This is a genomic window from Roseobacter phycocola, assembly GCF_042055075.2.
Taxonomy (GTDB): domain Bacteria; phylum Pseudomonadota; class Alphaproteobacteria; order Rhodobacterales; family Rhodobacteraceae; genus Roseobacter.
On record NZ_CP194010.1, the window covers coordinates 330,852 to 343,583 of the forward strand.

Consider the following 12,732-nt stretch of genomic DNA (forward strand, 5'->3'; position numbering starts at 1 on the left):
CACACCGCCCCCGGTCATCCGCGAACGCGGCTGTTCTGCGGATCATAGGGCCCGGGTGTTATGACCGTACAGCCCACGAGTACTCCCACCACATCCACCTCAAGCCTCTGACCGGCAACGGCCAGACCGGGTTCTACGAACGCCATGGCGAGATTCATGCCCGTGCGATGCCCGAAATCGCCGGATGTAACAGTTCCCACGACCTTTCCGTGCTGCATAACCGATGCGCCGCCCTGGGCCGGGGTGTCGTCGCTCGCAAGGTGCAGTGTGACCAGCTGCTTCCGGGGGCCATCCGCCTGACGGATGCGCAATGCGTCTTGCCCGATGAAGCCCGTCTTGGCCAAGTCCACAAAGCGTCCCAGACCGGTTTCGAACGGGTCAAATTCGGTCAGGATCTCGGCCTTCCAGTGCAGATACCCTTTTTCGAGGCGCATGGAATCCACAGCTCTGCTGCCAAAGAGGCCCATGCCATGGTCCGCCCCGGCGCGGCGCAGGGCAAGCCAGGCGGCATAAAGCTGGTTGTTGGGTACATGGATTTCATAGGCCAGTTCGCCGGAGAAACTGACGGACATCACCACAGCCGGCGCAATCCCGATGAAACACTCCCGGACATGCAGCCAGGGAAAGGCCGTTGCGGACCAGTCCGCGCGGCTGACCGCCGACATCACATCCCGTGCACGGGGCCCCGCCAGAACAAGGATCGTATGTTCGTTTGTAAGCGACCGGATCTGCACATCCTCATCGCTCCTGAGATGCGCCTGCAACCAGTCCATATCGTGATACTCCGCCGCGGCAGCAGAGCCATACCAGACCCGGCCATCCGGCAACCGGGCAATGGTCGCCTCGGATTTGAGCATGCCCTGATGGTTCAGCAAATACCCAAGCCCTACGCGTCCTGCCTTGCGGGGGACACGGCCACAGATTATCCGGTCGAGAAACACATCCACATCTGCGCCAGTGAGCTCGAACCGGTTAAAGCCGCTGACTTCGGTCAGGCCGACCCGGTTGTGCACGGTGTCCACTTCACCAGCGACCACATCAAACACGTTGTTGAAGTGGTATCCGTAATCCTCGTGAAAATCGGGGTCCGGCTTGATGAACTCCATCCGCTCCCAGCCGTTCACCGTCCCGAAAGCCGCGCCTTCGGCGGCGAGAACCGGGGTCAGGGGGGTTGTTTTGGCGGGGCGGCCTGCGGGGCGATGCTCGTGCGGGAAATGAAACCGGAACTCGTTCTGGTAATCCTCTATGGCTTTCAGCGCCGTGAGTTCAACATTGGCGTGCCCGGTGAAGCGTCGCGGATCAGTCACCCAGGTGTCATAACAGGCCTCGCCATGCACAATCTGCTGTGCCAGCAGCCAGCCATGCCCGCCACCTTCGCCCAGACCTGCACGCAATCCGATGATACAGAAGGCGTTGCGCTTGCCGGGGATCGGACCCACCAGCGGCGCGCCATCAATCGTATAGGTGATCGGCCCGTTCACGACCGTGTGGATGCCCGTTTCCATCAGCGCGGGCATACGGCCAAATGCCCCTTCGAGCACATCCGTCACGCGGTCCAGGTCGTCCGGGCAGAGCGCGTTCACAAAATTCGGATCGATCCCGTCCATCCCCCAGGTTTTGCAGTCCTGTTCGTAAAAACCGACCAGCAGCCCGTTTTTCTCCTGTCGGCAGTAGTAGTCGCTGATCGGGCAGCGCAGCAGGGGCATCCGATGTCCGGCGTCCCGGATGGCCGGGATTTCTTCGGTCAGGAAATACTGGTGTTCCATCGACATGACCGGGTGATGCACCCCCATCATCGCGCCGACCTCATTGACGCGGTAGCCGCAGGCATTCACGACGATCTCCGCATGAATATCGCCCTTGTCCGTTGAAACCACCCAACTGTCATCGGGCAGCTGCCGCAGGCCAGTGACCGGCGTATTGCGGTGTACCTCTGCACCGGCCTTGCGGGCCCGCCGCGCCAGCGCCTGACAGAGCTGTGCCGGGTCAATATCGCCGTCCAGCGGGTCCCAGAGCCCGCCCACCAGGTTATCGGTCGAGATCAGCGGGTGACGCCGCGCGCACTCTTCGGCATCGATCACTTCAAAATGCACATCCATGCCGCGCGCCATGGATGCAAAATGGCGGTAGCCGTCCATCTGTTTTTCGGTGTTCGCCAGTCGGATGCCACCGTCGGCGTGGTGATAGTTGATCGGGTAATCCGGGTCCTCTGACAATTCCCTGTAGAGATTGATGGAATGCGTTTTCAGTCCCACCATCGTCTGGTTCATGCCAAAGTTGGTAACCTGGGCGGCGGAGTGCCATGTCGTGCCGGACGTCAGCTCATTGCGTTCCAGCAGCATAACATCGCTCCAGCCCTCCTGCGTGAGGTGATAGAGCGTGGAACAGCCGGCGATGCCGCCACCGATGACAACAACCCGTGCCGATTTTCTCATGCCTGCTCTCCGATATGTCAGTGCCTGCAGCAGTGAGACGAAAGCAGGCCGGACGGGTCAACAGAATTACGGGAATGACGATGGAATCGAATTCAGGTTTCGATCTTTTGAAAATCCAGGCCCGCCCGACATCGCAAACGTGGTCTTTTAACGAAACGCTTTGTCGTCCGGCGCTTCCGGCATATGCAGTGCGCCATCAAGCCAGGGGGTCTGGCGCACGGCGGGGCTGATAACATAGTCCCGGATCAATCGACGCATGACCTGCCAGACCCTTTGCGCCGTTGCCGCATCGAAATCCGCGCGGGCAAAGAGGGAGATGTACCTGGCAAATCCGGGGCCGGGCAGGGGCACGATCTGCACCTGGTGGCAGAACCTGTGCGCGCGCTGATAATTGGTCGGTGTCGTGATCGCCCAGCCTTTTCCATCTGCGATCATCCCCATCATGGATTGTGTGCTCTCAAACCGGAACCGTTGTGGCAACTCGAAACGCTGACGGCGCAGATGAGCGCTGATCTGCCGGCCCATCAGCTGATCATCGCTGTAGCGCAGGAAAGGCAGATCACTCTTCCCCTTCAGCAGATCCGCAGGGTCTTCGGGCGCCGCGAGCGGCATCGCCACAACATAAGGATCGCGCAGCAGCGGCCATTCGCGGATACCCTCCGGTTCGGAGTCGGGCCGCGTTGCAAGCCCCAGATCCACCGCGCGGCTGTCGAGCAGCGCCAGAATGTCATGGCTGGGCCGGGTCAGATGCAAAAACCGGCAGGCCGGCATATCGCGGGCAAGCTGACGGGCCAGATCCGGCGCGACCTCATCCTCAAAATCCTCGATCAGCGCCAGGCGAAGGTTGCGTATGTCGGACAGCCGCCCGGTCAGTGCGGCACCCTCTGCCTTGCGCAATAGATCGAGCGGCCCATCGATCTGGTCCAGAAATGCGGCACCTTCCGGGGTCAGTGCCATGGGTCTGCGCGCGTGATCCAGCAGCTGAACGCCGAGCGTATGCTCAAGCTGGCGCAGGTGGTGGGACACCGTACTGACGGACAGGCCCGCTGCCTGCGCTACGCTTTGCACCTGTCCGCAGCGGGCCGTTTCCCGAAAGAGTTCGAGTGACTTCAGAGTGAGTTTGGATCGGTGCATTGCGGGCCTCCGGCGCTGCACCTGATACTAACGATCCCGTGTCACTTTTGAAGTTTCCGAAAGAGAAATACGAAGAATTCAGTCCATCTGATACCCTGGTGTGGATTTTGAGATAGCTGTTTCCTCGGCGTTCATCTCGGCCTCGATCTCCTCGAACATCGGTGTCGAAAGGTAACGCTCGCCGGTGTCCGGCAGCATGCACAGGATGACCGAGCCGGGTGCGGCTGTTTTTGCGATCTCCTGCGATACGGCAAAGGTTGAGCCACCGGAGATACCCGTCAGGATGCCTTCTTCGGCAGCAAGCCTGCGTGCCCAGGCGATGCCATCTGGGCCCGCAACGGGCAGCAGTTCGTCATAAAACGCACTGTCGATCCCTTCCTGCAGCACGGCGGGAATGAAATCCGGTGTCCAGCCCTGGATCGGGTGCGGTTCAAACGCGCTGTGGCTGACAGCAGGCGCTCCGTTGTCGCGCCGTTCCTGCGCGATACCACTGCCTACCAGCTGCGCATTGCCGGGTTCCGTCAGGATGATTTTGGTATCGGGACGCTCTTTGCGCATCACCCGACCGATGCCGGTGACGGTGCCGCCGGTGCCATAGCCTGTGACGATGTAGTCCAGCTTCCGGCCCTCGAAATCGCCCAGAATTTCCTGCGCTGTGGTCGCCTCGTGCATGTCTGCATTGGCCTTTGTCTCGAACTGGCTTGCCAGGAACCAGCCATTGGCCTCGGCAAGTTCAACGGCCTTGTTGTACATGCCAAAGCCCTTTTCGGCGCGTGGTGTGAGAATGACCTTTGCCCCCAGCATCCGCATCAGACGGCGCCGTTCGATCGAGAAGCTGTCCGCCATGGTTACCACCAGCGGGTAGCCCTTTTGCGCGCAGACCATCGCCAGCCCGATGCCTGTGTTGCCCGAGGTCGCCTCGACAACTGTCTGTCCTGGCTTCAGGGTGCCGGCGCGTTCGGCGGCTTCGATGATGTTGAGCGCCAGCCGGTCCTTGACCGATGCGGCCGGATTGAAAAATTCGGCCTTGACGTAAAGCTCAACGCCGTCCGGCGCCAGGTTGTTGATCCGGATCACCGGCGTATTGCCGACGGTATCAAGAATGGAGTCAAAAGTTTTGCCCTGACCGGATGTGCGGCGGATGGAGGGAGCTGTCATGAGATGTCCTTTCTGTCCCGTGATCTGCGGGTCCGCACGTTCTGCGCGGGTCTGCAGCATCACGCAGGACAGCCCCCTTTTGCAACCTTTTCTCCCGACTGCAGATGCCTGCGCCTGCAGAGCGGGCTTGTCAGCTTCGGAAATCCGGTGCTAGCCTCAGGGGACCTAACCGGGCAGCGGGGTGTCTACCGGACCCGCCCGACGTCGCTTTGATGACGCGTGAAATCTCCGCCTTTGGCCCCCCAGCGATGGGGAACTGGAACGCAGGACGGGGAGGAAACTGTCATGTTCAAAACGGGGATCGCCGGTATCGGTGATATGGGCAGCGGTATTGCGCTTAATCTGATCAGAAACGGGTTTGATGTTTCGGGATATGACCCGAAACCGGACCGGATGCAGGCATTTACGGACATGGGCGGCCAGGCTGCGGCAAACCCGGCCGAAATCGGCCGGTCCGCAGATGTAGTTTTTGTCATGGTGATGACGGGACAGGAAGCACGGGATGTGATCCTGGGGCCGGACGGGTTGGTGTCTCATATGAAACCGGGCGGCACGGTTATTCTGAGCGCCACCATCCGGCCAGATGAAGCCCGGGAGATTGGTGCCGGTATGGAAGGTTCAGGGATTGATCTGGTCGACACACCGGTGTCGGGTGGGTTTCCCGGGGCGCAGTCCGGGACGCTGACGATGATGGCGGCAGCACCGGATGCTGTCCTGGACCGGGTCGCACCCGTAATGCAGGCGGTATCGGCCAATATCCATCGGGTGGGTACCCGCCCCGGTGACGGACAGACGGTCAAAGCCTGTCTGCAGTCGCTGATCGGCGCGCAGTTTTCTGCAACCTTTGAGGCGGCAGCCCTTGCGGCAAAGGCGGGCGTGCCGGGGCAGGTCATCCTGGATGTGTTCTCCACCTCATCCGCGGGCTGCGGCGTGGTCAACAACGCGCTGGAAAAGATCATCGACCGGCAGTTCGAAGGCACCGGCAGTCACATCAACACGATGCACAAGGACCTGACGATATCCATGGGGCTCGGCGAGGACCTGGGCGTGCCGCTGCACACAGCGGCGGCGGCGATGCAGATTTTCCATGCCGGGCGGACGAAATACCCAAATGGGGACAACTGGGCCTGCACCCGTGTGATCGAGGAGATTATCGGAGCTGAACTGCACCGGAAGGGGCAGTCATGAAACTCGGTGTCATCTGCGACGGGATCAGCCGTGACCTTGCGCATGCGGTTGATGTCATGGACGCGTTTGATCTCGACTACGCCGAACTGCAGTTTGTTGGTGACAAAGAAGTCGGCGATCACACACCGGGGGAAATCCGGGACATTGACCGGCTGTTGCGGGATCGCGGCAAACCCGTGTCCTGTCTCTCGCGCCACATCTTTGCGGGCCTGACCAGCGCGAACCGGCCGGGCGATGCGGATCACACCCGTCACATGGATGCGCTGAAGCGGGTGATCGACATGGCCCATATCACCGGTGCGCCCCTTGTCCGGATCATGACACAGAAAAAGGAACAGATCCTCTGGGGGCGCGGCGGTGCAGAGGTGTGGAACGTGGCGCATGGAGCCTGGGACAGTATGCCACCGATGATCGCGTCGGCGGTTGAACTGGCGCGGGCCGAAGGGGTGCGGCTGGTGGTCGAGACCGGTAACGGCACGATGGTCAATTCGAACTACACGGCGCGGCGTCTGATCGACGAGCTGGATGCGAAAGACGTTTTGCAGGTGCTGTGGGATCCGGCCAACAACTGCTGGTGTCACGAAGCCGCCTGGCCGGATGGGTATGACACGCTGAAGGGCGGATACCTCGGACATCTGCACATAAAAGATGTGACTGTTGATACGCCGCGCGCAACGCTGGAAGTCAGGCGCCTCGGCGAGGGGCAGCTGGGCCCGATGCTGCATCCGATTGCAGATGCGCTCAGGGCCGATGGATACGACGGCGTGATCTCACTGGAGAGTGTCTGGCATCCCGGGGACGGCAGCTTCGAAAACGGGTTCAGGCAGTGCGTCGGACCCTTCCGCGATATATTCGGCCACTGAAAATGGGCGCCGGATCAGGCGTTCACCTGATGCGCCAGCTGTGATGCGGCCCGTTTCAGCGGTTCGAGAAATTCGCGGAGCGTTTCCGGCGTCTGGCGCTGGATCGGTGCGTGTACCGACAGGGTCGACATAAGACGTTTCTGGTTGTCCAGAACCGGTACCGCAACAGCGGCCATGTCTTCCATGAATTCCTGATTGTCGCAGGAATAGCCGCGCTTGCGCGTCAGTTCGATCTCGGTCTTCAATGCCGCGCGGTCGGTGATGGTGCCGGGAGCGTGCTTTTCCAGCCGGGCACTTTCGAGATAACGGTCGAGATAAGCCGGGCGCAGCGAAGACAAATACATTTTGCCACTGGCTGTGCAGTGGAACGGGACCTGAGTGCCCACGGGCAGCTGAATGCGCAGCGGCCAGTGCGTTTCAATCCGGTCCAGATAGGTCATTCCCTCACGGTCCGGCATCGCAATATTGCAGGTCTCGCCGATTTCGGCAGCAACTTCGCGCAGGATGTTCAGGCGCAGCATCCGCACCCGCTGCGAGGAGATAGCATTGACGGCCATAGTCCGGAGCCGTGGCCCCGGAGAATAGGAACGGCCGTCAATATCGCGCTGGAGGAACCCTTCTGCCTCGGCTGTATTGAACAGGCGGTGCAGCGTTGGCTTCGGCAGGTTCAGGGCATCCTTGATAACAGAGGGTGTCACAGGGACGCCGGCCTTCACCACCTCTTCAAGCAGGACCAGCAAACGAAGGTTTGTGGGTATCTGATCCTGTTTGTCAGACATGGTGAAGACCTTTTTCTACTTATTTCCCAGGTACCAGATACAGCGCCAAGTCGGGGACCAATGCAACAAGAATCCAGGTCGCCATCAGCGCAAAGAGGTACATTGTGGAATACCGCAACAGTCTGAAGTAGGGGACCCCGGTTACACCGGACGCCACGTAAAGGTTCAGACCATAAGGCGGCGTGATGAACCCGATGGATGCACCCACAAGGAAGATCACGGCAAAGTGGATCGGATCCACACCGACGCTTGCGGCAATCGGCGCGAGGATCGGTGCCAGGATAATCGTCACCGGCAGCGATTCAAGAACCATGCCGGACACGAAAACGATGACCATCGCGGTTGCCAGAACCGCATAGTATCCGCCCATCGACGTCACAAAATCTCCGATAACCTGCTGCGCGCCCAGAAGCGAGAGGATCTGCTGCATCACCACCGAAACGGCAATCAGCGGCGCGAGAATGCCGGTGATCTGTGCCGAACGGACAACGATGCTGGGAATCTCAGGCAGCGTGAAGCCGTCCACCAGGAGCATTTCGCCATAGCTTTTCTCGTCCCAAGACTTGTTGCCTTTGATCCGGAACAGACGGCTGAGCGCCCAGCTGACAAGACCCGCGATCACACCAAAGCCCACGGTAACACCCGCCGCTTCTGTCGGTGAAAACTTACCGGTGTAGATGCCCCAGAGCACCAGGAAGATGGCGAAAAAGCCTAGCCATCCGCCGAGGCCGGTTTTGAAGATACGGATCGGGTTGATCGCGATCAGGTGACCCCAGCCGTTGCGGCTGCAGACGATCCAGCAGGTCAGCATCATGGCGACGACCATCAGGGTCCCCGGAATGATACCGGCGATGAAGAGCTCACCCACTTCAAGTTGCAGCAGGAAGCCGTAAACAATGAAGATGATCGAGGGCGGAATAATAATCCCGACTGTACCACCCGCCGCAGCGGTGGCTGCCGAGAAGCGCTCATCATAGCCGCCTTTGACCATTTCCGGGTGCAGCATCGAGCCGATGGTGGCCGTTGTCGCAGAGTTCGAGCCGGAGATGGCAGCAAAGAGACCACAGGCCCCGATCGAGGCCATGGCAAGACCGCCGCGCAGCCAGCCCAGACAGGCGTAGGCAAAGTCCGACAATCGTTTGGCGATCCCCGATTTGTTGATGAGGTCACCGGTCAGGATAAAGAGCGGCATCGCCAGAAGCGCATAGCCCTTGTTGAAGACGTTCAGGAGCTCCGCGCCCATGTTGTCGAGCGTCAGCCCCAGTACGAAAGAGCAACCGATGACCCAGTAGGCGATCACAAGAAGCACTGGAACGCCGAGCATGAAAAGCATGGTCACGGCAAGCGAGATCAGCGTGATGATGGTTCCGTCAGCCATTATGTATCTCCCCCGATCACAGCCTGCTCAATAAGTGGTTCGCCCGCGCGGTATTTACGCAGATCGTCCTGAAAGTTCTCAATCGCGCGGCCTGCAATCAGTGTCGCAGCGATGGGTGCGGTGATGAGGAACCACCACTGCATGGTATTATCCGTGCCCAGCACGATCTGGAAGTTCGATGCAGAGTTGGCCGTCACGCGGCAGGTGGTCACGAAGAGGATCAGCGCAAAGCCCATCCACAGGACAAAATCGAGGAACAGGCAGGCGAGCTGCCCGGTCGGTCCCATCTTGGTGCGGAATTCTGAGAAACTCAGGTGCGTGCGCAGACGGATGTTATAGGCGGCACCAAACCACGCCATGACCATAAAGAGGAAGGGCGGGATCGTTGTCGACCAGGGCCACTGGCTGTTGAACACAAAGCGGTCCACCACGGCCCAGAAGATAATGAAACCGATGGCAAGGTACGCAACCACCATGATGGTGCGTTCAAGGTGTCGGTCGAGCAAAGGTACCTTGTGGTAGAGCAGCGATATAAAGAACCCGCCGCCGAGCATGATGATCAGTCCCAATGGCCATGTTGCGTTGGATCGCAGAGCACCTGATATCTCGAAACTGTCCTGCGACGCCACAGCCGAGATGATCGTGCCCATTTCTGAAATAATCGACAAACCCTGTTCCTCCCGAAAGGTTTGGTCCGCTCAGTTTCCGCGCCCCTCCGGACGCATAACCGGCCCGCACCCTTTGGGTCAGGCCGCTGTCCTCGCGGAAAAAAGGGCCGGCCCCCTTTGGGGGACCGGCGTTTTGATGTGCCTTAAATGGCTCAGGCTTTCCACCAGCGACGCGGCTCGACGTTTTCGGCCAGCGTGTGCGGGTTGTTGCGGACTTCGTTGTAGATGTCCTGGTAGGTGTCGATACCACCGGCCCAGTTGTTGATCCGCTCACGCCACTGCTCCCAGAGCTGCGGCTGGAACTCGGGCGAGCACATTTCTTCGGCTTTCTTGCGCTCTGCATCGGACAGCGTCGCCATGCGGACGTTGTTTTCTGCAAAGATCGTGCCCGGAAGCTGCGGATCTGTCGCACCAACGGTGTTCACAAGTGCTGCTTCGTTTGCGGCCTGAACGTGTACCTGGCTCAGGTAGGACGATTCCATAACCGCGTCCTGCAGTTCGCCGCCGAGGCTGTCGAACACAGATGCAGACATCGCTGTGTGCTCTGTGCCGCAGAAGAAGCGCAGGTCGACCGACTGGCTGACAACCGGCGACATGTTCGCATATGCCACAGCAGATGCCCATGTTTCCGCACCGTCGATCAGACCCTGCTTGAGGCCATCGAGCGTTTCTTCCCATGCAATCGGCACCGGGTTCAGGTTCAGAGCGTTCATGGCGATACGGCCGAGCTGTGTACCGGTGACGCGGTTCTTGGAGCCGAAGAGCTCTTCGATGCTTGTCACTGTGGGCTTGTCTTCCCAGGCCAGACCCAGCTGGATGCCGCGGAGTTCGGCGTGGCTGAAGAGGAACTTCAGGCCGTGGCGCTTCTCGAAGGGCTCACGCAGGATGCGCTGCGATTCCGGGCTGTACATAAAGTAGTACTGATCCGCGCGGCTGCGGAACATGTATGCATAGTCCAGAACGTTCAGGTAAGGCGCGCCGCCTGCCGAGTTCTGCGTGGAAGCCGCATAGACATCAACGATGCCCTGCTGCGTTTTCTCAACACAGGACAGCTGGTTGCAGATCTGGTTGTTGCCGATGAACTCCAGACGAATCTCTCCGTCGGTGCGGCTTTCGAGGTCGCGTGCGAACTCTAGAACGCCCGCGCGTTCGATCAGAAGGTTTTGCGGGTTGAAGCCTGCAGCACCGATTTTCAGCGTGAATTTCGCTTCTTTGGCAAACCGCTTTTCGTAAGTAGATTCAGCAGCTTGTGCCAGGTTGGCAAGGCTCATCGCCCCGCCGAAGCTGCCCGCTGCGAGCAGCGTGGAGCTGAGCCCGTAACGGCCCGCGACGCGGAAAAGATCCCGGCGCGAAAGGTGCTTGATATTATTCTGTATTTTCATGACGTCCTCCCTGAATGTCATTTATTGAGACGTTTTGTCCCAAAAAACACTAGTATGATATGCAGTTTTTGCCTAGAGTTTTTTTCATACTACATGGAGGAGCCCGTCGTGGAAGCGGATTTTGTCGTCGTCGGTGCCGGTTCAGCCGGATGCGTGCTGGCAAACAGGCTGAGCGCAGACCCTAAAAACAGTGTTATCCTGCTGGAGGCGGGCGGGCGTGACCTCAACCCATGGATTCACATTCCTGTCGGGTACTTCAAAACGATCCATAACCCGTCCGTTGACTGGTGCTACAAAACCGAACCCGATCCGGGTCTGAACGGCCGCTCCATTGAATGGCCGCGCGGCAAGGTGCTGGGGGGCTCGTCCTCACTGAACGGGCTACTCTATGTGCGGGGGCAACCGCAGGACTATGACCGGTGGCGCCAGATGGGTAACGTCGGCTGGTCGTGGGATGATGTGCTGCCGCTGTTCAAACGGGCAGAAAACAACGAACGCGGGGCTGATGATTACCATGGTGATCAGGGGCCACTGTCGGTGTCCAATATGCGGATTCAGCGTCCGATTACGGATGCCTGGGTCGCGGCAGCCCAAGCTGCAGGATACAAATTCAATCCGGACTACAATGGAGCAGAGCAGGAAGGCGTCGGCTTTTTCCAGCTGACTGCACGCAATGGCCGTCGCTGCAGTTCTGCGGTTGCCTACCTGAACCCGGCCCGCAGCCGTCAGAACCTGAATATTGTGACACATGCGCAGGTCGACCGCGTTGAAATCACCGAGGGACGTGCAACGGGCGTGACCTATACTGACCGTGGCGGCAATCCTGTGACGGTCACGGCGCGGCGCGAAATTATCCTGTGTGGCGGCGCCATCAACTCGCCCCAGCTTCTGATGATGTCCGGTATCGGAGAGGCCGCGCAACTGGCCGAACACGGCATCGAAGTCAAAAAGGAACTGTCCGGGGTGGGCAAAAACCTGCAGGACCATCTGCAGGCGCGGCTGGTGTACAAATGTAACGAACCGACGCTGAACGATGAGGTTTCAAGTCTCTTTGGGCAGGCCAAGATCGGGTTGAAATACCTGATGTTCCGTGCAGGACCGATGACGATGGCCGCGAGCCTCGCCACCGGCTTTCTGAAAACGCGGGATGATCTGGAAACGCCCGACATTCAGTTCCACGTGCAGCCGCTTTCCGCGGAAAACCCGGGTAAGGGGGCCGATAAATTCTCGGCCTTTACCATGTCGGTGTGCCAGCTCCGCCCGGAAAGCAAAGGCGAAATCAGGCTCAGTTCGGCAAAGCCGCGGGATTATCCGAAAATCATCCCGAACTACCTCTCGACCGAGACTGACTGCCGCACAGCGGTCGCAGGCGTGAATATTGCACGCAGGATTGCCCGCCATGCGCCGCTGACGTCAAAAATCTCCGAAGAGTTCCGTCCGCATGCCAGCCTCGACATAGATGACTATGAGGCAACGCTGGACTGGACACGCAACAATACGGCGTCGATCTATCATCCGACAGGAACCTGTAAAATGGGTTCCGGCGCGGATGCGGTGGTTGATGACCGCCTTCGGGTGCATGGCATCAAAGGGCTGCGGGTGGCCGATTGTTCGATCATGCCGGAGATCGTGTCGGGCAATACCAATGCCCCGGCCATTATGATCGGTGAAAAGGCCTCAGACCTGGTTCTGGAAGACAACTGACACCCGGGCGCCGTTTCACAATCCGTTGAACGCAGGCACATCA

The 12,732-nt window shown here is 59.6% G+C and carries 10 protein-coding genes; 3 read left to right on the forward strand and 7 right to left on the reverse strand.

Annotation, left to right across the window (positions count from 1 at the left end; translation table 11 throughout):
- Positions 1 to 14: 14 nt before the first annotated feature.
- The 3 genes from AB4K19_RS01795 to AB4K19_RS01805 all read right to left on the reverse strand — a co-directional run bounded on the left by AB4K19_RS01795 (position 15) and on the right by AB4K19_RS01805 (position 4,727).
- Positions 15 to 2,435 carry a GcvT family protein gene (locus tag AB4K19_RS01795; protein ID WP_436398844.1) on the reverse strand — a complete coding sequence of 807 codons (2,421 nt, stop codon included), beginning with the start codon at positions 2,433 to 2,435 and terminating at the stop codon, positions 15 to 17.
- Between the two features lie 147 nt (positions 2,436 to 2,582).
- Positions 2,583 to 3,569: a LysR family transcriptional regulator gene (locus AB4K19_RS01800; protein ID WP_375230265.1), complete on the reverse strand. Its 987-nt coding sequence runs from the start codon at positions 3,567 to 3,569 to the stop codon at positions 2,583 to 2,585.
- Positions 3,570 to 3,647: 78 nt separating this feature from the next.
- The gene (locus AB4K19_RS01805) at positions 3,648 to 4,727 is read right to left on the reverse strand and encodes a PLP-dependent cysteine synthase family protein (RefSeq protein WP_436398846.1); all 1,080 of its coding nucleotides are present in this window, start codon (positions 4,725 to 4,727) and stop codon (positions 3,648 to 3,650) included.
- Between the two features lie 285 nt (positions 4,728 to 5,012).
- Here AB4K19_RS01805 and AB4K19_RS01810 point away from each other — a divergent pair, with 285 nt between their 5' ends.
- Complete coding sequence (locus tag AB4K19_RS01810) at positions 5,013 to 5,915, forward strand: NAD(P)-dependent oxidoreductase (protein WP_436398848.1); 903 nt, start codon at positions 5,013 to 5,015, stop codon at positions 5,913 to 5,915.
- Positions 5,912 to 6,778 carry a sugar phosphate isomerase/epimerase family protein gene (locus tag AB4K19_RS01815; RefSeq protein WP_375230267.1) on the forward strand — a complete coding sequence of 289 codons (867 nt, stop codon included), beginning with the start codon at positions 5,912 to 5,914 and terminating at the stop codon, positions 6,776 to 6,778. The genes AB4K19_RS01810 and AB4K19_RS01815 overlap by 4 nt, the downstream gene beginning before the upstream one ends.
- Positions 6,779 to 6,792: 14 nt before the next feature.
- Here AB4K19_RS01815 and AB4K19_RS01820 read toward each other — a convergent pair whose 3' ends face one another.
- From AB4K19_RS01820 to AB4K19_RS01835, 4 genes are all read right to left on the reverse strand, one after another.
- Positions 6,793 to 7,557 carry an IclR family transcriptional regulator gene (locus tag AB4K19_RS01820; protein ID WP_375230268.1) on the reverse strand — a complete coding sequence of 255 codons (765 nt, stop codon included), beginning with the start codon at positions 7,555 to 7,557 and terminating at the stop codon, positions 6,793 to 6,795.
- 19 nt (positions 7,558 to 7,576) lie between these two features.
- On the reverse strand, positions 7,577 to 8,935 hold the full coding sequence (locus AB4K19_RS01825) for a TRAP transporter large permease (protein WP_375230269.1): 1,359 nt from the start codon (positions 8,933 to 8,935) through the stop codon (positions 7,577 to 7,579).
- Complete coding sequence (locus AB4K19_RS01830; protein ID WP_375230270.1) at positions 8,935 to 9,603, reverse strand: TRAP transporter small permease; 669 nt, start codon at positions 9,601 to 9,603, stop codon at positions 8,935 to 8,937. The genes AB4K19_RS01825 and AB4K19_RS01830 overlap by 1 nt, the downstream gene beginning before the upstream one ends.
- 152 nt (positions 9,604 to 9,755) lie before the next feature.
- Positions 9,756 to 10,985: a TRAP transporter substrate-binding protein gene (locus tag AB4K19_RS01835; RefSeq protein ID WP_375230271.1), complete on the reverse strand. Its 1,230-nt coding sequence runs from the start codon at positions 10,983 to 10,985 to the stop codon at positions 9,756 to 9,758.
- 93 nt (positions 10,986 to 11,078) lie between these two features.
- Here AB4K19_RS01835 and AB4K19_RS01840 point away from each other — a divergent pair, with 93 nt between their 5' ends.
- Positions 11,079 to 12,689, forward strand: a complete 1,611-nt coding sequence (locus tag AB4K19_RS01840; protein WP_375230272.1) for a GMC family oxidoreductase — start codon at positions 11,079 to 11,081, stop codon at positions 12,687 to 12,689.
- Positions 12,690 to 12,732: the final 43 nt, after the last annotated feature.